A 22,202-nucleotide genomic window follows, 5' to 3' on the forward strand; every position below is an offset into this window, starting at 1 on the left:
AAAATCCCATCGGAAAGCCATTGAAATGTCCGAACTTGCACCTAATTCAGACAAAATCCCAACAAATAACCCTTCAAATATCTGAACCTTCCCCTGCTTCGGAAAAAATCCCATCGGAAAGCCACTGAAACGTCCCAACTTGCACCTACTTCAGACAAAATCTCAACGAATAGCTGCTGATAGGTTCGAACCAGGACAGCATTCTGACAAAAACTATTGAAATAAAAGCTGGATTGTCCAAACCCTCACACTCCGCAGCTAAAAACCCAATAGAGAAAATTACCGAGATGCTTCGGCCTAGAAAATTCCACCTTTCATAAAAAAGTTAGCGAAATGTATTGAGTTATTCACTAGTTATTGATAAATTTTATAAAGGTTATAAAATTTATTTATATAGGTGATGAGAAAATGAAAAAACTTATGATCGCAGCAATCTTGCTGCTGACTGCTCTTTCGGGCTGTGCTGGGGAAAATACCGAAGAAGCTAAAAAGAAAACAATCAAGATTGGCGCAATTCCGGATCAAAACGCAGCTGATTTGAACAGGAGCATGGAAGACTTTGCACAGGACCTGGGCAAAAAGACAGGTATGAATGTTGAGTACGTCCCTTCTGTGGATTATTCAGCTTTAGTAACTGCTTTTCAACGCGGAGAAATTCAGCTTGCATGGTTTGGAGGATTGACGGGTGTCCAGGCTAGAAATTTAGTTCCAGAGGCTGAAGCATTCGCACAGAGGCCGATTGATGAAAAATTCAAGTCTGTTTTTATTGCCCAAAAAGATAGTGAGATTGATAGTCTTGAAGATTTAAAAGGTAAATCTTTTACATTTGGCAGCGAAAGTTCAACTTCGGGGCACCTGATGCCTCGTTACTTCATGATGGAAGCAGGCATTGACGCTGATCAAGACCTTGATGGGAAACCTAACTACTCAGGTTCCCACGATAAAACTTATAAGCTAGTTGAATCTGGAGCCTACGAGACAGGAGCATTGAATATTTCTGTTTGGGAAGCAGCTGTCAAAGAAGGCAAGGTCGATGAATCAAAGGTAAAAGTATTCTACACAACTCCTGAGTATTTTGACTACAACTGGACTGTCAACATCGCAGATGAAGAATCAAAAAAGAAAATCAAAGATGCGATTCTATCAATGACTAAAGAAGACAATGAAATTATGGAATTACTGCAAACCGATCGATTCATTGAAACAAATAATGAAAATTATAAAGCAATCGAAGAGGTCGCCAAGCAACTAAAGATCATCAAGTAGGTGGACTTCATGAGCGAATTCATTGAGGTAAAAAATATAGAAAAAGTTTACGAGCGGAAGATAGCCTTATCTTCCCTTTCTTTGTCGGTAAAAAAGGGTGAATTAATCGCTTTGATCGGGCCAAGTGGTGCAGGAAAGACGACTTTGCTGAATCTGCTTGCCGCTAACTTATCGCCAGATCAAGGAGAAATTACGATTGACGGCCAGCTGTTGGCTGAAATGACCGACCAGAAAAAACGGGCCAAAAAGATCGGAATCATCCGTCAGCAATTTGACCTTATAGGGGAATTGCCGGTGATTCATAATGTACTTGCAGGAAAATTATCAGAATGGGGCATCATAAAATCTCTCCTATCCATGTTGTTTCCTCAGGATAAGGATGATGCAATTCGAGCTCTTACACGTGTGGGTCTGAGTGAAAAACTGTATGAACGAACATCTGCCCTTTCAGGTGGGGAACAGCAGCGTGTTGCCCTTGCCCGGCTGCTTGTCCAGAGCCCTGAGATCGTACTGGCGGATGAACCTGTCGCATCACTTGATCCTGCTCGTGCCGAGGACATCCTGGCACTCCTTGTCAAAATCGCATCAGAGGAAAATCAAACATTGATTGCCAGTCTGCATTCCGTTGAGTATGCAAAAAGATACTTCGATCGCTTGGTCGCACTGCAAGATGGGCAAATTTTCTTCGATTTGCCTTCATCATCCGTATCAGACGCTCAAATTGCCAGCTTGTACAAACTGAAGGAGCAAGAGTAACATGGAGAGAAGCTGGTGGAAATTCGAACTTCATAAAAGAAAGATACTTAGTCTTCTCCTCTTGCTGGCCTTTCTTTGGAGTCTGACATCCATACATTGGAACAAGGACTTGTTTCATGGCGGAGGAATAAAAACGGCCAAACAGATTGCAACGGCATTTTTCAGTCCAGATTTATCGAAGGATATACTCCAGCTTGCCCTGGAGTCCACCTGGACGACGCTAAGCTATGCTGTGGCAGGAATGAGCCTGGCCCTTGTCATTGCTTTTTTCTGGGGAATCCTTGCTTCTGGAGTCCTTGTATCCAATTTAAAAACAAAGCGGCATGTAAAAGTATTCTTCAGAGGTCAGCTTGGCTTCATGCGAGCAATCCACGAGCTTGTTTGGGCCTGGCTGTTCGTTGCTTCAATCGGCCTTTCCCCCTTTGCCGCTATTTTTGCCTTGGCCATCCCTTATGGGGGGATTCTTGGCAGGATTTTTGCAGACATGCTAGAAGACGTCCCGACACAACCAATCAAGGCATTGGAAGCTGCTGGCGCAGGCAAATTCCAGACACTATTTTACGGATACCTTCCGATGGTCAGGTCAAGCATCGTAAGTTATGCCATGTACCGTTTTGAATGCGCGGTTCGTTCATCAGCCATCATGAGTTTTGTAGGCATTGGCGGGCTGGGCTACCAAATACAATTAAGCCTTGATGATTTACAATATAATGAAGTATGGACATTTGTGTTCTTCCTGATCCTTCTTGTCATCCTTATCGATGTCTGGAGCAATCTTTTAAGGAAGAATCTGAATTCAGCAAACGCAGAAAAAAAACAGCTGAAAATTTCTTTCTATTCAATGATTCTACTCGCCATTGGATCTTGGCTTTCCATTTACACCATCGAAAATGCTAGCCTATCAATGCTATTCACAAAAGAAAATCTCCAATACTCCAGTCAGTTCTTCAAAGGGCTAATTGGGATTGGTGAAGATCAGCCGGCTTTTCTGAGCAGTGACAGCTGGTCCAATGCTGTTTCCCTTACATGGGAAACATTAGTGATGAGTATAATGGCCACTGGGTTTGCAACCATTGCAGCCATATTAACAATGATTCCTGCAGCCAGGAATGTGGCAGACGGGTCGATTACCCTGTCAAAAAAATGGTATGGATGGCTGTCATTCGGTAGTGTGCGGGCTGGGTATATTTTCACAAGGGCCGTTCCGGAACTGGTTTGGGCTATGATTATCATCTTTATTTTCAAGCCTGGAATTCTGCCTGGTGCGATAGCACTTGCCCTTCATAACTATGGAATTCTTGGCAAGCTGTTGGCCGAGGTAATAGAGGATTTAGATTCCCGCCCGGTGAGGAACCTGGCATCCTGCGGTGCAAGCAGGGTCCAATTATTATTATACGGTGTCCTGCCGGCTGCGCTTCCCCGTTTCCTGACGTATATACTCTACCGATGGGAGGTAATCATGCGGACCACTATCGTAGTTGGCTTCGTTGGAGCAGGCGGACTTGGACAGCAATTCAAATTAAGCATGAGCTTCTTCCATTATACAGATATCACACTATTACTGTTCTTCTATCTTGTTCTTGTCTTTGCTGCAGACTATATTTCGGAAAAAGCAAGATTCTTCATAAAATAAACCCGGCCAGTAAAAGGCCGGGTTTAATCTTTTCCATTTAAAAACCTTATAGAAGATCCAACTTGTCCAGCCCATTTTCAAGGAAGTATTTTTCATAGCGGGCTTTCAGCTGGAATAGTCGATTAATTTTTTCTTCAATCGTAGAATTGAAATCGACTTCACGTTTTAAATCAATCGTTTCCAATTTATGCGTAAGCTGGTCCCAAAAGACATCTTCCTCATATTCATCGATAATGGCTTCGACTGTTTCTTTAAGGCTATCGGAAAGATAGTAATACTCCTCTTCATTGTCAAAGTATATTTCTTCACCAGCTTCAAAGTCCCTTGCAAGGGAAAAAATATACTGTTCCAGGTCCTCTGCTTTTTCGGCCAGTCCATGATTTGCTTCCGTCAGTCCAAGCGGCCAATTTCCAAGCTGCAACAGCTTGACAAGCGTCAAAAATTGATCTTTTGAAAGGTCAATTCTCATTACACCCTCCCCTTTCATATGCTTGTTCCATTTATATGATGGAAGTGCGCCGGATTTTCCAAAATATCCGCCAAATCTTCGACTTTTTCGTGACCGCCCCCTTAACTCCCAAACGTGAAAAATAAAAACGGCAGGTCCCTTTTCTAAGGGCCTGCCAGAATCTATATTAGTTGCTAATGTTTATTGCTTCACCAATTAACTGAATGTCTTTATAAATCTCGTTTTTCACATCACTGTCTTCACAATGCGCATATTCATCGAACAAACGGCCTAATTCCTTGATAAACAAAAGATGTTCTTCTACTGCAACCATACAGAGACCCCTTTACACACAAGATGACCATTGGCATTTTCTGTAATTCTGTTTTCTCAGACCTGAATATTTACCCGTTAAATAAACTATCAAACTACCAATTTTTAATAATATATGCAGCAGCTGTCCACTATATGACAACCATTGTTTAACGAGTGGCCCTTTAAGGTATGTAATTAGGAGATATAATAACCAGGGGGTAATGAAATGTGGGTTCAACGGCCTTTTTTTAAATATTCGACAGGTCTTATCCTGATACTGCTAATCATCTTTCTTTTTGGTAAAATTGATTACTTCGTCTCGCCTCTGCAAAATTTTATAATCGCCATTTTCTTTCCGGTCCTGATCTCAGGCCTGATGTATTATATTTTACGTAAGCCGGTTCAATGGATAAGCCGCTATCTCCCTAAAATCGCCAGTATTTTAATCGTGTTCGCCCTTGTAGCAGGATTATTTACAGCCTTATCTTATTTTGCAGGCTCCCTATTGGGAGAAGAGATTAGCGCCCTGACAGAAAATTTTCCTGAAAAAGTCGACGAGGTTACAGAAGAATCCCAAAAAGTCATCAATGACAATAAAATAGGAATTATCAAGGCAGATGAAATCAAGCAGAAGGCTTTAAATTATTTAAGCAAGCTCTCTCAAAATCTCGGGGAAAATATCATGACATTATTTTCCGTGATTACGAGTATTGCAACTGTTCTAGTCGTAGTACCTTTCCTGGCTTTTTTCTTCCTGAAGGATGATGAAAAATTAAGACCATATATTCTAAAGCATATACCCAGTGAACATGCACAGGAAGGAAATAAAATTTTAACGGACATTGATAAAACCTTGTTTACCTATGTAACAGGACAATTCATAATCGCACTGGTTGACGGTATTTTAATGTACTTAGGATATTTATTTATCGGCCTGGACTACGCTCTCTTGCTTGCGGTCTTGGCAATGTTTTTAACTATCGTTCCATTTTTAGGCCCCCTTTTAGGAATCATTCCGGCGCTGTTCATTGCATTAACGAACAGTCCATTAATGGCGCTTAAGGTGCTCATCGTGCTGGTGGTCGTGCAGCAGCTGGAGGGTAATCTTGTCACTCCGCAGGTAATGGGGAAAAAGCTCAGCATCCACCCAATTACCGTCATCCTGATTTTGATTGCAGCCGGATCATTGTATGGATTTATCGGCATCCTGATTGCCATACCACTATACTCGGTGGTAAAGATCATCATCAAGGATGTTTGGAAGTTCTATAAACTTCGAGATAAAAAGATATAACCTGAAAAAGACAGCCAAATTCCTCTGGCTGTCTTTTTTGGTATTAGGAAGCAGGAACTTGCATTTTTTTACATGTACCGTGTACTTAGTACGGAACTGGGTTCTTAGTCTTTCCTTAATTAGAGTTCTCCCCGCCATCCTGGAGTCCATTAAGAATCAATGGTCGAACGGACGAGTCTGTAAGCAGGCCACTGTGGCTAACACCGCTAATTTCCACATTGTCTGCTCCATCAATAATCGAACTCGTATACGGGTTAATAACCGTATCGGCACTGCTGAATATCGATGTATATTGGATAACTGAGGTAGAATCATTTCCATTTGGGGTTTCATCAACACTGTTCAAATCATTCAGGAAAGCACTCCCTGGCACCATTTCCCTTGCTCCCTCAGTCCATAAGCCGAAATAAGAAGAATTTGTTCCATGATGCGGTGAACCTAAAGTTATAACGTCATCGACATTCTGGGCACCATCCAGGTACTTCACATAATAGCGAGTGCTTAACCCACCCATACTATGGGCGACTATGTCTACTTTCGATGCTTTTGTCTGCCGAAGGACATTTTTAATGAACGATTCCAATTCATACGCGTTATTAATATTGCTTCCAGTTGTATTCGAATATTGGATAGCAAACAGATAGTTTGATGGCCATCCCTGGCTGACAAGCCATTGTTTCATATCATCATAACTCGATGATGAACCTGTAAACCCATGGACAAAAACAACCGGATCTTTTTCAGAGGCCGCTGTAACCCTCTTGGCTGCACCGGCGGGTGAAACAAGAACAAGGAGCAGGACAATCGAAACAGATAAACTTATAAATCCCCTGATCATTGCTTATATCAATCCTCCTAAATATATAATCTATAAATCTTATGGAATTGATTTCGTAAAATTCCATAAATAAAAAAAGGAATATATGAATTCAGCAAGATTGATTTGAAACCGTATAAAAAGGGATTTATTTGGGCAGTCTATTCCCAATTTGATATAAGGGAGGATTTGCCAATGAATCGCGTCAACTCGTCATTCCTGACACTTTTAGCACCGGCCTTTTTGATTGCTGGTTGCAATACTTATACAGATGAAGGAGCAGGAAATCCTCAAGTTTACGGGGAGAATAGCCCGCGTATCCAAAATGTTAATGAGGAATACCGCTCTGCTTCTTATAATCAGACATACAGGATGAGGGTCGAGGATGACTTAGAGGATCAAGTAGTAAGGCTTCAGGATGTGCAGAGCGCTACCGTCATTTCTATCCAGAGACAAGCCTATGTAGCTGTTGTGCTGGAGGATGGCAATACTGAATCTGTTCCCGACGACGTATACGATGAGATCACCAGCCAAATTAAAGCCGCCGATGAAACGATTTCGGAAGTTTATGTATCATCAAATGCAGATTTTGTTGTGGAAATGTCGGATTATCGTGATCAGCTGCAGAGCAGAAGACCGATCCCAGGGCTCGCAGAAGATTTTAATGATACGATTGAAAGGACATTCCCTGTAAATCGTTAAAACAATCCGGAGTGAAAGGGCATCGGAACATATCCGGTGCCCTTATCATCACTTAAATAGGCAGGCTGGTTTCCCCGCTGTCCGCCCCTTTCGACAATTCTGCATCAATCATTTTATCAAGCCGGATAATACTTTGTTTCGCCCGATCGTGATCTATTTTTCGGTAATGGTGTTCACCGCCTTCTTCTTCGTCTTTTTCATCCGCCCATTTTACGACTTTTTGGAGCGGAGTACGGACAATATCATTCGAAGGCAAAAAAGAGTCTGTGTGGAAAAGGATGGCAAGTGAAGTGGCTTTCGCCTGTACGGGGTTTTCACCCAGTCTGATCAGGAGCTTGTGCGCTCTTTCCGCTCCTTTTATAGGGTGGATATCGTTCTTCCGGTATAATTCGTAATCCCACTTTCCGTTTTTGTACCAGGTAAAATGGCCGATATCGTGAAGGAACCCAGCTTTGGCAGCCATATCTACATCCACATTATGCTCCTTGGCAAGCTGGAACGCATGATAGGCAACTGCGATTGCATGCGCCATTCCAGAACGTTTCAAATACTTTTGGGCAATATGGTGTTCATATATATCCAAAAGAGTGACATCTCTCATTGGCTGACCTCCATACATAGTGATTTGCTTATTTTTATGAATGTTAACAGAATTAAAGAAAAATTGCACACTTAAAACCTTCCTTATCTTTGTAACGCTAAAAAGACCGGCAAAGAAGTCCCTTTGCCGGCAGTCTGTCATTAGTTCCAGTTTTTCAACTTCTTTCTTACACTCTCTTTTATCCTTACTAAAATGGTCTTCTCTCCTTTAGCTCCCTTTTGTTTGTTCCATTCATTAAAACTTGCGACACTGATAAGGATTGAGCCTGCAATCAGGAGGTACCCCCACCACGGAAGGTTTCCCCAGAAAGGTCTCGTTTGCAGGAACAAGTTCAAAAGCAAGACCCCCGCTCCAACAAAGAAATACGATTTTACCCTCAGCCACATACCCACAAGCATGGAAACAAGCGACAAGGACCCAAGAGTCAATGCATCATAGACCGTGTTGCTTGCCAACCCATCCTGAATTAGCAGCAGAGAGACAATCACGAGAACTGCCCATTGAATATAGTCTATAATCTTTGCATTTTGCTTTTTGAACATCCGTCGCATGAAGATGACTAGCCCCACGAACGGCAATACATATACCTCCCTTTCTAATAAAGCTGGAACTTCGATTTGCCCAATGGCCGTATAATACGGTACCAGTAAATAGGCTCCTGCCAGAAAAAGAATCCACTCAGAATTCACACCGTTGATCCTGTTTTTTTGAAGCCATAATCCTCCTGAAAGAAGCAGACCATGAATAATCAGTGCCCAGTACGTTTCAGTGTGAAGTGGTGCGATTGAGCAGATGAACAGGAAGCCAACGATTGTATAAGCATCTAGACTCTTCAGCCCATAAACACCGCCACTCTCCCAAAAATGCTTATACAGCCATGTTCCTAGTAAAACAGTCGTGACTCCAAAGGCAGCAAGGATGGCAATCTCGAAAAACACATGAAGATTGGACAGGAACATAAACTGGATTGTTCCGTAAAAAATCATCAGCAACGGTGCAATGGCAATCAAATCCCACTTAAATCGGCAGAGCAGGACCAATACAATCACCGCATAACCAATCGTTATACCATATAAAACCCATGTGTATGGATAGGCGACGAGAAATTTTAAGATTCCCAATAGCGAAAACGGAATCAGATAAAACTGTGTTCTGTTTTTAAAATCCCTGGATGAAAAGAACCAGATGACTGTGATTAACATACTGACCATCAGAAAAGCATATTGACTCGATTCTTCTGTTGTAAAATAGCTGATCCCAGTCTTGGTTGCCATAAATAATGTAGTGAACGCTCCATACAGGAAGGATTTGATCATCCATTCTTTCTTCGCGAATATAAGGCTTGCAGCATATACAGCTGTTGCGACCAGGTAGCTCCACACCGCAGTATCTTCATAATAGAAAAAGTTAAATGCCATGAGAGGAATTAAATATATATTTCCAACCCAGGCAAAACCTGTTGCCAGTCGCGTTTCCTTACCCCGCAGCCCTGCTGCCATGCCCAGCAGCAGCCATCCTCCTGCTGGCATTAAAAGTGACTCCGCTATGTCATTAAAGAATATAATCTCTTCACTTATTGAATTTACAGTGATCAGATACCAGACAAGGATAATGATTCCCGGCAAAAATACTATTATTCTTTCCCTGACCGCAAAGTAAAGCAGCAGTGACATGAAAATGCCGACAAACCAGATAAGTGATTCGCCATATATGCTGTCAATATGTGAAACGAACGTAAAGAATAGGCTGACAGCATAAAAACCATGGGCAGTGAAGAAGGAACTTTTGGCTAGAACGGAATCTTTCATTTTCCTAAAGGCCCTGTGAACAGCTAAAAGCAAGATTCCTGCCATCGCAAAGTTTCCTGCCATTCCAATAAAATCATCATACATACTGGATTGGGTCCTTACTCCCTCTCCAAATGAGGCAACAGCCAAACCAAGGCAGACTGGAACAGCCCACTGAGCCAAAGTAGGGATAAGATTCCTAGAATCGATTTTCCGCATGCTGTAAAATACAAAGCTCGTGAGCATGAACATCAGTCCCAGCTCCCACCAGCCAAACATCGAAAAAGTAATAAGGACCATGAAAAGCATAATCAACAACCCAATATCACGCGAGCTGGTTTTAATGACCTGAAGCTGCTTATGTTGAAGCAGCCAGCCAAAGGTCATAAAAAGGACCAGACCAATTAAGTATAACGGCAGTGTTAGATTCTCGAATTGAATCCAGTTTTGCAGCTTCAACACCACTTCAAACAATGCGGCCGCAAGAAATATCGGGCTTAGATATGCAAAGATCATATTTCTATCTGCATTTGCAAGATAAATGAAATTAGCAGCAATCAGCAGGTAAGCCACAAATAAAACCAGCGACGGATTTTGTGAGTGCATCATCAGTCCCTCAGCGGTTATGAAGAGGAACGCAAAAGCTGATACAACTGCACTTGTCATTTGGAAAGCCTTTTTCAAAGAAAATTGGTCCCCGAACAATCTTGGCAATAATAGAAAGACAAATCCAAGAAGCGCATAGCCGATAGGACTCACTTCTGTAAGACGCCAATTTTCTAAGATTTGATAAGCACCATACACTAACATAGTGCTGAACACAAAATGGTACTGCTTTTGGCCAATCACAAAAATCATGGATAGATAAACAATGGAAGTTAAAATCAAACTGAATCCATTGAAAAACTGATTCTCATAGAAAAAGAGCATCAACAAAGTTGATAAGACTAAGTTAGCCTGTGAATAAACGGCAAGTTCCCTTGTGAAAAGAGGCAGACGGCCTTTCTTTTTGAGCTGGTGATACCCAGTGATCAAAATCCCATTGAAAATCACCAATCCCAGGTAAAACCCATCTGATTCAAGACCTGTTGCCCTCAGTACATAAGCAGCCGCAATCGAAGATGAAATAAACGTAAACCATACAAATAGTCTTGATGATAATCCCCTGGCAAGCATGGCATAAATCGGAATCAGAATTGAACTGCTGATTGTTCCTAAAATGAATCTTCCTTCACCATAAAATGATAAATAAGGACCTAGCAATTCAAACCAACCCAGTGACAGAGTGAAAATAGGCAAAAATAAACTTGCAAGTACCACAAACGCGAATGCGGTCTTTTCGATTTTCAGCACAGTGTAGCTTATATAGGCGATACCATAAAATAACACCGAGACAAGGGCGATCGATCCAGCTTTCATCCAGGAAGTCATTGTGTCCCAATTGCTTGTCGCCACGAACAGGCCGCCGATTAAGAGCATAATTACCCCAATATTCAAAGACCAGGATATATTCCGTTCACGAATGTCTTCTGGAGATTTCTTAGGCCTGATTTTCACCGATTTCGGCTTCGTTTCCACTTTATTTTCAGATGAATTATGAACATTACTTGTGTGTTTAACCTGCTGTTTCGTTTTTACCGATTTAATACTATGTTGATCCGCACTTCTGACTGTTCTTACCTTCTCTTTCTCCTGCTGTTCCCTGGCAAGCAAATCAATGAAATATTCATTATACGCTTCAGCGACGGTGTCATGTTCCTGTTCAGAAACATAACCTAGCTCCTTTAAATGATAGAGCTCATCACGGAAAATTCTCCGTCTTTCCTCTTTAGGAGTGAATTCCATTTTTATCCCTCTATTCCTGTATAATCCCAATCTGATCATTTAGTGTAATTTTACACCATTAATAAAATAATTCAATATTTTATCAGGAATTTCCATACGTGTTTTTTCGACAAACTCTGTTCCATTCATGCCTAAATCCCTTTATAATAGCAAAGTGGTACAGGTTTAAAATAAATAATCACAAAAAATATTAAGAGATTTAGAGGTTAATAAGATGGCTGATTTTTTATGGGTAATTTATCTCGGGTTTCTGGGGACAACGGCAATCTGGTTTTTAATTAAAGGAAAATACAAGAACAATATCACCAGACTTGACTTCATTGTTTCGATCATAACCTGGATGGGTCTATTCGGATATGTAACTGAAACGGAAATGCTGGTAACGTTGGTGTGGAAAATGGTATTTATTCTTGGACTACTGTGGGATGTGGTATTCACCATTTTCTTTGCTGAACGTTTTGCCGGTGATTTTGGCTTTGATGAAGATGAGGAATCAATGCCAGTGGCAGCGAGATTGGTTGGTTTGAGTACTGTCGCACCATTATATTATGGAATTTTTCAATACGCTTTTTAAAACGGCTTTGGCCGTTTTTTTGTTTATCTAAAAATATTATCTCAACATAATAATGTTGTTTTCTAGAATAGCATCGCCCTATTTTTATGGATTTTAAGCACTTTTTCACAACAGATTTACCTGGAATTATCACCAGGTACTAATAGCAACGGAAGTGTATTTCTGAGACGGACACCGTTTGGATACTACGCCGATCGCAATCTGAGCAATAAAAAAAAGATAAAACCAAATGGTTCTATCCTGTTATTGCGGACCACTGTATAAATTGCTTTTGCCTACGTCATTTCATTCTACTTGCATATTAAAAGACCAGCAGTTTCGATTACTGCTAGTCCGTATACATTATAGAGGCAGCAAGGACACTGTTTCTTTCCTCTTAAGCTGCTCCACCATCTTGATCCATTTCTCTGGCTTCTTTTCGAGTACAGAATAATAAGTCGTCAAGAAGTCTGTGATTAAAGCTGCCGGCAATTCAATGGTTTCCTCATCACCCGGCATGAAGCATAAATCCAACCCTTCTACAGCTTCTCCGTCATTTTCCCATGAAGGATGGACATAATCTAAATCCAATCGCTTATAACCCAGGTGCGAAAGTACTTCGCGTCTAACAAATGGGTCCATTGTTTTTACGCCGCCAAACTCGTGGTCTGTTTTACGATAAGGGTCATAAATTTCAGCAAACATCCCGAATAAGTCTACACCCTGCTCAGCTGCTAGGCTTTGCAGATCATCCATTCTTTTATTGGCTAGAAAGCGCCCAATGCTAAGGCCCGGTTTGCCGACAATCGTGAAGTCTGTCATTGCGATATTCCAATCCGGGTAATAGCGGTATTCAGTTACCCCCACGACTTCTTCTTCATGGAGGGCAACGAAAACACGGATTCCCGGGTCTTCAAGCGGTTCTTTCCACAGATCAAATCCCAAAACTTCCTCAGGGGGGAAAACCTCTTTCATTAAGTTATGGAGTTTGGCAAAAAGGGGATCTTCAATGCTGCTAACACGGATATACTCCATCTAATATGCTCCTTCTCGAGTTAGATTTTTTCTGCTTCTTCCCAGTCTGGATAAAGATCTGTTCGACGGTCACGCCAAGTTGTCACAGCACCTCGCTCCCTTACTTCGTACAAAAGCTCGAGGTCAAGGTCTGCAGTAACGACCATATCATCATTCAGTTCTCCTTCTACCTGAAGACCTTTAGGAGGGAATGGGATATCATTTGGTGTGATGACTGCCGCCTGGCCAAAGTTGGCACGCATAAAATCGACCGTCGGCAACGCACCGACTGTGCCGGTCAAAACTACATAAACTTGATTTTCGATCGCCCGTGCATGGCTTGTATAACGAACACGGTGGAAACCATGTCGGTCATCCGTGCAGGAAGGTACAAATATAACATCAGCACCTTTAGCTTTAGCCATTCTGACAATTTCCGGGAACTCAATATCATAGCAGGTCAAAAGAGCAATTCGCCCCTTTTCTGTATCAAATACCCTGAAATCCTCTCCCGCACTCATATTCCATTCATTCACTTCAGTTGGTGTGATATGGAGCTTTGCCTGTTCAACGATCCTTCCATCGGGATAAAACATATGTGCCACATTATATAATTTTCCTTCTCGCGCGATGACATGTGTTCCTCCGATGATATGCATGCCTGTTTCCAAAGCGAAATTCTGGAACAGGTTTAAGTATTGTTCAGTAAAACCAGGGAGTTCATTGATGGTCAGTCTTGTACCCTGTTCACTGCCGATTGATAACAATTGAGTAGTGAAGAACTCAGGAAACAATACAAACTCAGAACCATATTCCTGTGCTGTTTTAACATAATGCTCACATTGCTGAGCGAACTCTTCAAACGACCTGATCGTGTGAAGATGGTATTGGACTGCGGAAACCCTCATTTTCATCCATCATTCCCCCTGTATAATAAAGAAATAGCATCTTGAAATCAAAACTTCAGAAATACGAAAATCATTATAGTACATTTTATTTTTTTTGGATATATTTTTGATTAAAAAAACCATATTAATATGAACAGATAAGAATTCATGAAAAAAAGAACGAGAGTGAACCCTCGTTCTTTTTCATTTCGAGAAAATTTTATTGGTAAAACCAAGCGGGACCATAATCATTGTATATCCGCTTGCACTTAATAATTCATACCCACCCCGCTTAATAGCAAGCTGCTAGCAATTTATATCTTTTTAATATCAATAGCTATCAATAATTGGGGTTCCCTGTCGAAATTCCTGAAATATAGCTGTTTATCTGCTTTCCAACTTGCCGAATTATCGATTTTCCTGTCTCATTATCTTCCAGGCCATCGATCAGGACAGCGGCATATGCTCTTTTGTCTCCATAAGTGATAAAAGCACAGTCATGCTCAATACCAGTCAATTCTCCAGTCTTATTTCCAATTTCCATTAAAGATTGATCCATATAAGCAGGCAGTTTTTCCTTAAATTGCTGCTGAAGGAGCAAAGCAGTGAATAAATCTCTTGATTGCTTCTTCAACCATTGGCCTTCTAAAGCTTCTTTCAGGCAAAGTACAATATCCGCAGAAGTGGTGAAATTATCGTTTCCGGCTTGAGCAGCTTTGAAATCTAGCATTCTTCGCTTCAGAATCGTGTTTTTCATCCCGATTTTTGAAATTGTCGAATTAATCGGGGCCATTCCAATCAGGTCGATCACCAAATTCGTTGCTGAATTATCCGAAACGATTATCATAAGGGTCAACAGGTCATGAATGGTTATCTGCTGTGTGTTCATTGCTTGCAGGACCCCTGTATCTCCCACTTTGTCTTCTTGCCTGACACTTAGCAGCCTATCCGGCTGCAGAATTCCTTCCTCCAACTGCCTCAAAGCCTCAAATAAGATCGGCAGTTTTATCAGGCTCGCTGACCGGAAAACTTCGGTACTGTTAAACTCTATGATCCTATCTTCAATTTCTAAAAACAAACTCGCCTGGCCTTTCCCACTGGCGAGTTCTTTTACTAGTTGATCCTCTAATTCTTCAATGTGCATCATACCAAACCCTTACCTGATATTTACTAACATTTCCTTATTCCTATCGTTGGCTACATCTTCATTATATAGATGACAAGCTACAAAATGGTCCTTATCGATTTCTTGCCAGACCGGTTTCTTCTCGGCGCAGATTTCCATTGCGTGTTTGCATCTTGTCCTGAAAACACAACCGCTTGGCGGATTCATCGGACTAGGCAGTTCTCCCTCAAGAATGATGCGTTCTCTCTGGTCTTCGATATCAGGATCAGGTATTGGGATGGCCGATAATAATGCCTGGGTATATGGGTGAAGCGGTTTATTATACAGCTGGCTGCTTACGGTCAGCTCGACGATGTGGCCAAGATACATGACACCAATCCTGTTGCTTATTTGCTTTACCATAGAAAGGTCATGGGCGATGAATAAATATGTCAATCCTTTTTCCGCTTGCAGTCTTTTCAGCAGATTCACTACTTGCGCCTGTACAGATACATCCAGTGCGGAAATCGGTTCATCAGCAATGATGAAATCCGGATCGAGCGCAAGTGCTCTTGCTATTCCTATCCTTTGACGCTGACCGCCGCTGAACTCATGGGGATAACGATTTGCATGATCCCGATTCAGGCCAACATCCTCGAGCAGTTGATAGATGCGTTCAAGACGTTCCTTTTTATTTGGAACTAATCCATGGACTTCCATTGGTTCGGCAATGATTTCTTTGACTGTGGATCTCGGGTTCAAGGATGCGTACGGATCCTGAAAAATCATTTGCATCTGCTTGTGGAATTGGAATTTCTCTTTTTGAGATAATGTATGCACATTCTTGCCGTTAAAAATGACTTCTCCATCTGTGCGGTCATACAGGCCAATCATGGTCCTTCCGGCAGTGGATTTGCCACAGCCTGATTCTCCGACAAGCCCAAATGTCTCACCTTTATAAATATCAAAGGATATACCATCTACAGCTTTCAGTACTTCATTTTTACCCATGGTGAAATGCTTTTTCAAATCTCTGACACTTAATAGGACTTCATTGTTCATTTTTATGCCTCCGTATTCTTCCAGTAGCGTCTAGCTGCACAGAGTTCTTTTTCATAGATTGTACCTTCTAGCGGAATGATTTCAATGTTCTTACCTGTATTGGGAGAATGAAGAAGTTTCCCATCTCCATAATAGATGCCTACATGATGAATTTGTCCTTTTCCTTCTTCATAAGCGAAGAAAAGCAAATCACCTGGCAAGATATCCTGGATGTCAATGTTCATGCCGGCTGCTGCCTGTTCATGGGCATCCCTCGGGATAATGCAACCATTGGCCCGGCACATACTGTAGCTGAATCCAGAGCAATCATATCCATAGCTGCTCATTCCTCCCCACAGATATGGCAGCCCAAGGAATTGCTCGCCCGCTGCAACGATTGCATCGCCATTCTTTTGCGGAATTTCTTTTTCAGATGGATGGACTTCAACATCCTCTGTCCGCAAAATTCCGATTCCTGTTGGCGTCTTGACGCGGATGCGGTCGACGACATCCTCCACGACAGGCAGCATTGTCTGATAGCTTAATTCCATCAATTTTTCATTTTGCTCTGAGTAAAGCAAAGCTTTCCTGGAGGTTACCACAGCAAATTGGCCTTTCTTGATATACCAATCAGACTGTTGAATCAGCTGATCTTTTGGGATCCAGCCCGGATAACCTCTTTTGTCTTTGCCTGAAGGCTGGTCCGGGATAACGACATGGACCCAATCATCCTTTTCATCAATGATCAAAACTTCCTGGCCGAATAAAACCTGTGATTGAACGAGGTTATCATCACATAATTGCAGCCTCAGTTCATACGTGAGTTTTTCGAGCCATTCTTCCAAATTAACGTTCCCTGATACAGCAGCTTCATCGATTTCCCTTGAAGAATCATAGGAAGTCCAAAGAGTTGCTACCGGTACATTGACGAGCCAAAAATTATTGCTTTCCATTGATCATTCCTCCTTCAAAAAGACTTGTTCAATCCCAAGGCCTGTTCGTTCGGGAAGTGTTATTTTTCTGCCATTATACTTTATCCCGCCTGAAATGGATTCTTTTGCAAGCATTAATGGTGCATCAAAATCAAAGCGAGTGATGTTCTTCTTGCTGGCGGCAAAATGGGCAGCAGCCGTGATACCGAGCTTGGTTTCGATCATACTGCCTACCATGCATTCGATCCCGGCTGTTTCAGCCAATTGGTTGATGATTTGAGCCTGATAAATTCCGCCTGATTTCATTAACTTTATATTAATCAGATCTGCACTTCTCCTTCTGATCACTTCAAATGCCTGTTTTGGTGAAAATACACTTTCATCGGCCATGATCAATGTATCAACCGAATCTGTGACCTGTTTCAGGCCGTCGAGGTCCTCGGCTTTTACGGGTTGTTCTACCAGTTCGATGTCCAGACCCGCATCCTCCATGCTTCGAATTGCCCTGACTGCATCCTTCGGTTTCCAACCCTGGTTCGCATCAAGACGGATTTTTATCTCTTTGCCGACCCTGTTGCGGATTTCTTTGATCCTCGCAATGTCTGTAGATATCTCGCCAATACCTACCTTAACCTTCAGGACATTGAACCCATTCTTCACGTATTCAACTGCATCGTCACCCATCTCTTCGGGACTATTCACGCTGACGGTAAAATCTGTTTCGATTTCATTCCTGAAGCCGCCGAGAAGTTGATAGAGCGGAAGACCGCAATTTTGAGAGATGCAGTCGTACAATGCCATATCTACAGCTGCCTTCGCACTTGTGTTATTGACAAGGATTGTTTTTAACCCCTGAAAAATAGCTTCATAGCCAAGAAGATTTTGATTTAATAAGAAAGGGCGGATTACATCATTGATTCCTGCTTCAATGCCAGAAAGACTGTCTCCAGTAATCACCAAAGTCGGAGGTGCCTCACCCCAGCCAACAATCCCATTATCACATGTGATTTTAACAAAAGTCGCTTCAGCTACAGTAACTGTACGAAGAGCCGTTTTAAAAGGCTTATTCAGAGGGACTGCTGTGCGGAATGTCTCAATCTTTTCAATAATCATATCCTTATCTCCTTCGGTACTAGTTAATGCCACTCTCGACAAATAAATGTTTTGTTTCGGTGTCCATTCTGGCAGCCGCTCCCAACGGGACTCCAATATGCGGTGCACAGTGACCCATTTTGAATCCCTTTAGTGCAGGCCTGCCCGCGAGCTTAATGTAGTGTTCGATGACTTCATCCAAGGATAATGACAGGTCCCTTTCCGGAACACAATTATTGAAATCACCTAAAATAATTCCGGTTGCCTCCTGTAATTTCCCTGCCATATACAACTGATTAAGCATCCTATCAACAGCACGCGGTTCTTCATTAATGTCTTCAATCAACAGGATCTTGCCTTTTGTATCAATTTCAAATGGCGTCCCCATTGAACTTGATAGGAGTGATAGATTGCCGCCGACCAACGGGCCTTCAGCTGCACCCCTTACCAGTTCTTCTATTTGCGAAAGATCAAGACCATATCGCAATTCTGCTGGCTGGAACAATTGCCGGAATGTCTCTTTGGATAGTGGATGGGCACCTTCTTTGCCAATATCCGAGGCAAGCATGGGACCATGAAATGTGATGAGGCCTGTCTTCTGCCGAATGGCTGTGTGTAAAAATGTGATATCGCTGTAACCCCAGAATATCTTTGGATGTTTTTCAATTAGTTTATAGTCTATAGATGATGCGATTCGTGCGGTGCCATAACCACCTCCGGCACAGATAATCGCATTAACCTCGTCATCAAGGAACATTTCATGTAAATCTTCCAACCTCGCATGATCATCGCCAGCAAGATAACCATATTCTTCGTATAATGATTTACCTAATTTATAGTTCAAACCAAGCTCAGCAATAAAGGCTAAGCCTCGCTTCAAATTTTCTTTATTTGGCGGACTTGCTGGCGCGATGACTGCAACAGTATCACCTTTATTCAAACGGTTGGGCTTAATTGCCATGTCAATCAACTCCCTTTAGTCATTTTGGACAAGTTCATAAGATATATAATTCCATTAATATGGTAAAATCAAAATCTTTCCGTGAAAAAAGAATAGTATGTTATAGGATATTAATTAATGGCTCTGTTAAAGCTAAATTCTAATTCTACTCCTGTTGATTGTAGTGGAAGGCGCGTAGACTCCTCCGAAAATGCTAACGCATTTCCATCGTGCGTGGGCAGGTTCGAAGAAGCTTATCAATGTCCCGCGGGCTTAGCTGGTCAGGTGAGACCCCGCAGGAGCAAAGCGACGAGGAGGCTCAGCGCCAGCCCCAAGGAAGAATTGCTTATGAAAAAGACGGCAGTTGGTCTTTTTCATATCTTCCAGCGGAAAGCGAAGCGCCTGGAACGAAAATCAACAGTCTTGTTTAACAGAGCCTATTTTATGTACTATTAAAAAGAGGTGTTCCAAGACGAACACCCCTTTCTTAGAATCATTACTTCTTATCGGCCCACTTCAATTCCAGATATCCTACTGGGTGGCGCACAACACCAGTTACAGCTTCGTTTTGAAGATATACCTGATTGTAAAAATGAACAGTGAAGATTGGAGCTTCTTCAAAAAGAATCTTTTCAGCTTCGTACATTAATTCAAAACGTTTCGTTTCATCAGATTCGTTCTTCGCTTTTTGAATCAATTCATCATACTTCGGATTTCCCCAGCCCGTACGGTTCATGGAGTGTCCAGTCTGGAAGTTTTCCAGGAAGTTGATTGGATCTGCATAGTCAGCTAGGAATGAGCTTCGTGAAAGCTGGTGCTTCAGTGCTTTCTGGTCTTCTGCGAAAACATTCCATTCCATGTTCGCTAGCTTGACTTCCACTCCCAAATTTTCCTTGAACATTTGCTGCAATGCCTCTGCGATCTTTTTATGAGTATCGTCTGTGCTATAAGTCAGGGTAACGTCTGGAAGTTCAGAATACCCTTCTTCTTCCATACCCTTCTCTAGCAATGCTTTAGCTTCTTCAATGTCTGTCTTGTTAAAATCTCCATTTACTTCACGGAAATCTTTGCCTGATGGATCTTGGAATCCTGGAGATACAAAACCATAAGCTGCTTCTTCTTTGTTCTTTGTTACAAAATCAACAATTTTTTGCTGGTCCACAGCAAGTGCAAACGCTTTACGGATATTCACGTTTTGGAATGGTTCCTTCGTAACGTTGAAGCGGTAGAAGTAATCTCCTGCCTGGTCTTCAACCTGGACCTTTCCTTCTTTAAACAGCTTTTCGCTCAGTTCAGCAGGTACGTCTGAGACGTCAAGGTCCCCTGCCTGATACATTTGATATTCAGTATTTGTGTCATCAACAATCGCCCATTCAACACGGTCAAGTTTAACGTTTTCTGCATCCCAGTACTGGTCATTCTTTTCCATGACGAATTTCGTATCATGTTCCCAACTTGCCAGATTGAAAGGTCCATTGCCTACAAATGACTCCGCTTCTGCGAACCATTTTGGATTTTCCTTCGCAACTTTTTCATTCACCGGGAAGAAAGCCGGGTTAGCAATTACACTAAGAAAGTATGCCTGTGGACTTGTCAAAGTAACTTCGAACGTCTTTTCGTCAACAGCCTTTACTTTGACATCTTCAGCAGGCCCCTTGCCACTGTTGAAATCTTCTCCGCCTTCGATAAAATAACCCAGGAATGCTGCAGATGAACCAGTCGCAGGATCAAGCAGACGTTTCCAGGCAAATACGAAATCATTTGCTGTTACATCATCACCATTAGACCATTTTGCATCTTTACGGATATGGAATGTGTATGTTTTTCCATCTTCAGATACATCCCACTTTTCTGCCGTCGCAGCTTCTGGCTGATGTTCTTTGCCAAGTCGTGTCAGGCCTTCCATCAGGTTGTTCAACGAATTCCATGATGCGGAATCGAAACCGATTGGCGGATCAAACGATGTAGGCTCCTGCCCGTTATTCAGGTGAAGTACCTTTTCGCCGCCTTTTTCGCCACTGTCTTTTTCTGTTTCTTTGCCAGCTTCATTATTGGCGGTACATGCCGCCATCGTGAACACAAGCAATGCTGCCATTAACATTGTTAAGATCTTTTTCACTTTGTCTCCCCCTTAAGTTGAACTTCTTTTATATCAAAAGGCAAAAGCCTGTTTGACCATTATTTGTTTGCGAGCAGCTTTTGGGCACGCTCATCCTGAAGCCAGCAATCTACTGCATGGCTATCCGAAAGGCTGGTCTGATCAGGATATACTCTGTCACATACTGACATCGCATATGGGCATCTTGCTGTGAACGGGCATCCCACAGGCGGAGAAAACAAATCTGGCGGTGTACCTCCAATTGGAATCAATTCCTCTCCTTCTACATCCAAACGGGGTACAGAGTTCAATAACCCTTTAGTATACGGGTGCTGTGGATTATAGAAGATTTCTCTTCTGGTACCTGTTTCAACGATCTTGCCGGCATACATGACAGCAATCCGGTCAGCCACTTGAGCCACTACACCAAGATCATGGGTAATCAAGATAATTGATACGCCTGTCTTTTTCTGAATATCCCTGAATAATTCCAGGATTTGCGCCTGGATGGTCACATCAAGTGCGGTTGTAGGCTCATCCGCAATCAAAACCTCTGGCTGACATACTAGCGCCATCGCGATAACGATCCTTTGCCTCATGCCTCCACTGAATTGATGCGGGTATTGTTTTAACCGGACATGCGGACTGGGGATCCCGACAAGGGACAGCATATCAACCGCTACTTTTTTCGCCTGCTCTTTGGTCAGCTTCATATGCTGCAGGATTCCTTCAGTAAGCTGGTCGCCAATCGTCAAGGTTGGATTCAGTGCCGTCATCGGATCCTGGAAAATCATCGAAATATCCGATCCGCGTATTTTTCGCATTTCTGAATCTTTCAATTTTGACAGGTCTTTCCCTTTAAAAAGAATCGACCCTCCATCAAACTTCCCTGGCGGTTCTGGGATCAGTCTCATGATGCTTTGCGAAGTTACGCTTTTACCGCATCCAGATTCTCCAACGATAGCCAGGGTTTCTCCCCTATGTAAATCAAAAGTGACACCGCGGACGGCTTTTACCTCGCCCCCATATGTCTTGAATGAAACATGAAGGTCATTTACTTCAAGTACTTTTTCCAT

The 22,202-nt window shown here is 42.2% G+C and carries 21 protein-coding genes; 7 read left to right on the top strand and 14 right to left on the bottom strand.

The window, feature by feature from the left end; translation table 11 throughout:
- The first annotated feature begins 408 nt into the window (after nt 1-408).
- Genes M3593_RS00830 through M3593_RS00840 form a run of 3 tightly spaced genes read left to right on the top strand, consistent with a single transcriptional unit; the run spans nt 409 to nt 3,655 of the window.
- The gene (locus M3593_RS00830; protein ID WP_251540228.1) at nt 409-1,266 is read left to right on the top strand and encodes a putative selenate ABC transporter substrate-binding protein; all 858 of its coding nucleotides are present in this window, start codon (nt 409-411) and stop codon (nt 1,264-1,266) included.
- Between the two features lie 9 nt (nt 1,267-1,275).
- Nucleotides 1,276-2,022, top strand: a complete 747-nt coding sequence (locus tag M3593_RS00835; RefSeq protein WP_251540230.1) for a phosphonate ABC transporter ATP-binding protein — start codon at nt 1,276-1,278, stop codon at nt 2,020-2,022.
- A gap of 1 nt (nt 2,023) precedes the next feature.
- Nucleotides 2,024-3,655, top strand: coding sequence for a PhnE/PtxC family ABC transporter permease (locus M3593_RS00840; protein ID WP_251540232.1), 1,632 nt, complete (start codon nt 2,024-2,026; stop codon nt 3,653-3,655).
- Between the two features lie 46 nt (nt 3,656-3,701).
- Here the strand turns inward: M3593_RS00840 and M3593_RS00845 are convergent, their stop codons facing one another.
- Both M3593_RS00845 and M3593_RS00850 read right to left on the bottom strand, forming a co-directional pair.
- Nucleotides 3,702-4,124 carry a hypothetical protein gene (locus M3593_RS00845; RefSeq protein WP_251540234.1) on the bottom strand — a complete coding sequence of 141 codons (423 nt, stop codon included), beginning with the start codon at nt 4,122-4,124 and terminating at the stop codon, nt 3,702-3,704.
- Between the two features lie 166 nt (nt 4,125-4,290).
- A complete protein-coding gene (locus M3593_RS00850) occupies nt 4,291-4,437 on the bottom strand; it encodes a hypothetical protein (RefSeq protein ID WP_186326872.1) in 147 nt (48 codons plus the stop codon).
- Between the two features lie 207 nt (nt 4,438-4,644).
- Here M3593_RS00850 and M3593_RS00855 point away from each other — a divergent pair, with 207 nt between their 5' ends.
- Complete coding sequence (locus tag M3593_RS00855) at nt 4,645-5,712, top strand: AI-2E family transporter (protein WP_144480811.1); 1,068 nt, start codon at nt 4,645-4,647, stop codon at nt 5,710-5,712.
- A 115-nt stretch (nt 5,713-5,827) separates the two neighbouring features.
- Here the strand turns inward: M3593_RS00855 and M3593_RS00860 are convergent, their stop codons facing one another.
- Nucleotides 5,828-6,550: an esterase/lipase family protein gene (locus M3593_RS00860; protein ID WP_251540236.1), complete on the bottom strand. Its 723-nt coding sequence runs from the start codon at nt 6,548-6,550 to the stop codon at nt 5,828-5,830.
- 174 nt (nt 6,551-6,724) lie between these two features.
- Here M3593_RS00860 and M3593_RS00865 point away from each other — a divergent pair, with 174 nt between their 5' ends.
- A complete protein-coding gene (locus M3593_RS00865; protein WP_144480809.1) occupies nt 6,725-7,231 on the top strand; it encodes a YhcN/YlaJ family sporulation lipoprotein in 507 nt (168 codons plus the stop codon).
- 52 nt (nt 7,232-7,283) lie between these two features.
- Here the strand turns inward: M3593_RS00865 and M3593_RS00870 are convergent, their stop codons facing one another.
- A complete protein-coding gene (locus tag M3593_RS00870) occupies nt 7,284-7,832 on the bottom strand; it encodes an HD domain-containing protein (protein WP_144480808.1) in 549 nt (182 codons plus the stop codon).
- Nucleotides 7,833-7,972: 140 nt separating this feature from the next.
- The gene (locus M3593_RS00875; protein WP_251540238.1) at nt 7,973-11,464 is read right to left on the bottom strand and encodes a hypothetical protein; all 3,492 of its coding nucleotides are present in this window, start codon (nt 11,462-11,464) and stop codon (nt 7,973-7,975) included.
- 214 nt (nt 11,465-11,678) lie between these two features.
- On the opposite strand from M3593_RS00875, the gene M3593_RS00880 reads away from it, so the two are divergent.
- Nucleotides 11,679-12,038: a hypothetical protein gene (locus M3593_RS00880; protein ID WP_251540240.1), complete on the top strand. Its 360-nt coding sequence runs from the start codon at nt 11,679-11,681 to the stop codon at nt 12,036-12,038.
- A 342-nt stretch (nt 12,039-12,380) separates the two neighbouring features.
- On the opposite strand, the gene M3593_RS00885 is transcribed toward M3593_RS00880, so the two are convergent.
- The 7 genes from M3593_RS00885 to M3593_RS00915 all read right to left on the bottom strand — a co-directional run bounded on the left by M3593_RS00885 (nt 12,381) and on the right by M3593_RS00915 (nt 19,049).
- Complete coding sequence (locus M3593_RS00885) at nt 12,381-13,052, bottom strand: GNAT family N-acetyltransferase (RefSeq protein ID WP_251540241.1); 672 nt, start codon at nt 13,050-13,052, stop codon at nt 12,381-12,383.
- Between the two features lie 20 nt (nt 13,053-13,072).
- The gene (locus tag M3593_RS00890) at nt 13,073-13,945 is read right to left on the bottom strand and encodes a carbon-nitrogen hydrolase family protein (RefSeq protein WP_251540242.1); all 873 of its coding nucleotides are present in this window, start codon (nt 13,943-13,945) and stop codon (nt 13,073-13,075) included.
- A gap of 313 nt (nt 13,946-14,258) precedes the next feature.
- Nucleotides 14,259-15,065: a serine hydrolase gene (locus tag M3593_RS00895; protein ID WP_251540248.1), complete on the bottom strand. Its 807-nt coding sequence runs from the start codon at nt 15,063-15,065 to the stop codon at nt 14,259-14,261.
- Nucleotides 15,066-15,074: 9 nt separating this feature from the next.
- On the bottom strand, nt 15,075-16,085 hold the full coding sequence (locus M3593_RS00900; RefSeq protein ID WP_251540255.1) for an ABC transporter ATP-binding protein: 1,011 nt from the start codon (nt 16,083-16,085) through the stop codon (nt 15,075-15,077).
- Between the two features lie 2 nt (nt 16,086-16,087).
- Nucleotides 16,088-17,017 (bottom strand): C40 family peptidase, encoded by a 930-nt coding sequence (locus M3593_RS00905; RefSeq protein WP_251540257.1) that lies wholly within the window; start codon nt 17,015-17,017, stop codon nt 16,088-16,090.
- Nucleotides 17,018-17,020: 3 nt separating this feature from the next.
- A complete protein-coding gene (locus tag M3593_RS00910) occupies nt 17,021-18,109 on the bottom strand; it encodes a mandelate racemase/muconate lactonizing enzyme family protein (protein ID WP_251540259.1) in 1,089 nt (362 codons plus the stop codon).
- 19 nt (nt 18,110-18,128) lie between these two features.
- Complete coding sequence (locus M3593_RS00915; RefSeq protein ID WP_251540261.1) at nt 18,129-19,049, bottom strand: S66 peptidase family protein; 921 nt, start codon at nt 19,047-19,049, stop codon at nt 18,129-18,131.
- Between the two features lie 239 nt (nt 19,050-19,288).
- Here M3593_RS00915 and M3593_RS00920 point away from each other — a divergent pair, with 239 nt between their 5' ends.
- A complete protein-coding gene (locus tag M3593_RS00920; protein WP_186326871.1) occupies nt 19,289-19,459 on the top strand; it encodes a hypothetical protein in 171 nt (56 codons plus the stop codon).
- Nucleotides 19,460-19,524: 65 nt separating this feature from the next.
- On the opposite strand, the gene M3593_RS00925 is transcribed toward M3593_RS00920, so the two are convergent.
- Nucleotides 19,525-21,129: a peptide ABC transporter substrate-binding protein gene (locus M3593_RS00925; RefSeq protein WP_144480901.1), complete on the bottom strand. Its 1,605-nt coding sequence runs from the start codon at nt 21,127-21,129 to the stop codon at nt 19,525-19,527.
- Nucleotides 21,130-21,206: 77 nt separating this feature from the next.
- Nucleotides 21,207-22,202, bottom strand: a complete 996-nt coding sequence (locus tag M3593_RS00930) for an ABC transporter ATP-binding protein (RefSeq protein ID WP_144480791.1) — start codon at nt 22,200-22,202, stop codon at nt 21,207-21,209.

Origin of the sequence: Mesobacillus sp. MER 48 (assembly GCF_023714225.1) — a bacterium.
Taxonomy (GTDB): Bacteria; Bacillota; Bacilli; order Bacillales; family Cytobacillaceae; genus Mesobacillus; species Mesobacillus oceanisediminis_A.

Excerpts from the sequence above, each read along its gene's own strand:
- M3593_RS00830 (WP_251540228.1), top strand. The coding sequence starts at position 409 with ATGAAAAAACTTATGATCGCAGCAATCTTGCTGCTGACTGCTCTTTCG.
- M3593_RS00835 (WP_251540230.1), top strand. The coding sequence starts at position 1,276 with ATGAGCGAATTCATTGAGGTAAAAAATATAGAAAAAGTTTACGAGCGG.
- M3593_RS00840 (WP_251540232.1), top strand. The coding sequence starts at position 2,024 with ATGGAGAGAAGCTGGTGGAAATTCGAACTTCATAAAAGAAAGATACTT.
- M3593_RS00845 (WP_251540234.1), bottom strand. The coding sequence starts at position 4,124 with ATGAGAATTGACCTTTCAAAAGATCAATTTTTGACGCTTGTCAAGCTG.
- M3593_RS00850 (WP_186326872.1), bottom strand. The coding sequence starts at position 4,437 with ATGGTTGCAGTAGAAGAACATCTTTTGTTTATCAAGGAATTAGGCCGT.
- M3593_RS00855 (WP_144480811.1), top strand. The coding sequence starts at position 4,645 with ATGTGGGTTCAACGGCCTTTTTTTAAATATTCGACAGGTCTTATCCTG.
- M3593_RS00860 (WP_251540236.1), bottom strand. The coding sequence starts at position 6,550 with ATGATCAGGGGATTTATAAGTTTATCTGTTTCGATTGTCCTGCTCCTT.
- M3593_RS00865 (WP_144480809.1), top strand. The coding sequence starts at position 6,725 with ATGAATCGCGTCAACTCGTCATTCCTGACACTTTTAGCACCGGCCTTT.
- M3593_RS00870 (WP_144480808.1), bottom strand. The coding sequence starts at position 7,832 with ATGAGAGATGTCACTCTTTTGGATATATATGAACACCATATTGCCCAA.
- M3593_RS00875 (WP_251540238.1), bottom strand. The coding sequence starts at position 11,464 with ATGGAATTCACTCCTAAAGAGGAAAGACGGAGAATTTTCCGTGATGAG.
- M3593_RS00880 (WP_251540240.1), top strand. The coding sequence starts at position 11,679 with ATGGCTGATTTTTTATGGGTAATTTATCTCGGGTTTCTGGGGACAACG.
- M3593_RS00885 (WP_251540241.1), bottom strand. The coding sequence starts at position 13,052 with ATGGAGTATATCCGTGTTAGCAGCATTGAAGATCCCCTTTTTGCCAAA.
- M3593_RS00890 (WP_251540242.1), bottom strand. The coding sequence starts at position 13,945 with ATGAAAATGAGGGTTTCCGCAGTCCAATACCATCTTCACACGATCAGG.
- M3593_RS00895 (WP_251540248.1), bottom strand. The coding sequence starts at position 15,065 with ATGATGCACATTGAAGAATTAGAGGATCAACTAGTAAAAGAACTCGCC.
- M3593_RS00900 (WP_251540255.1), bottom strand. The coding sequence starts at position 16,085 with ATGAACAATGAAGTCCTATTAAGTGTCAGAGATTTGAAAAAGCATTTC.
- M3593_RS00905 (WP_251540257.1), bottom strand. The coding sequence starts at position 17,017 with ATGGAAAGCAATAATTTTTGGCTCGTCAATGTACCGGTAGCAACTCTT.
- M3593_RS00910 (WP_251540259.1), bottom strand. The coding sequence starts at position 18,109 with ATGATTATTGAAAAGATTGAGACATTCCGCACAGCAGTCCCTCTGAAT.
- M3593_RS00915 (WP_251540261.1), bottom strand. The coding sequence starts at position 19,049 with ATGGCAATTAAGCCCAACCGTTTGAATAAAGGTGATACTGTTGCAGTC.
- M3593_RS00920 (WP_186326871.1), top strand. The coding sequence starts at position 19,289 with ATGTCCCGCGGGCTTAGCTGGTCAGGTGAGACCCCGCAGGAGCAAAGC.
- M3593_RS00925 (WP_144480901.1), bottom strand. The coding sequence starts at position 21,129 with ATGTTAATGGCAGCATTGCTTGTGTTCACGATGGCGGCATGTACCGCC.
- M3593_RS00930 (WP_144480791.1), bottom strand. The coding sequence starts at position 22,202 with ATGGAAAAAGTACTTGAAGTAAATGACCTTCATGTTTCATTCAAGACA.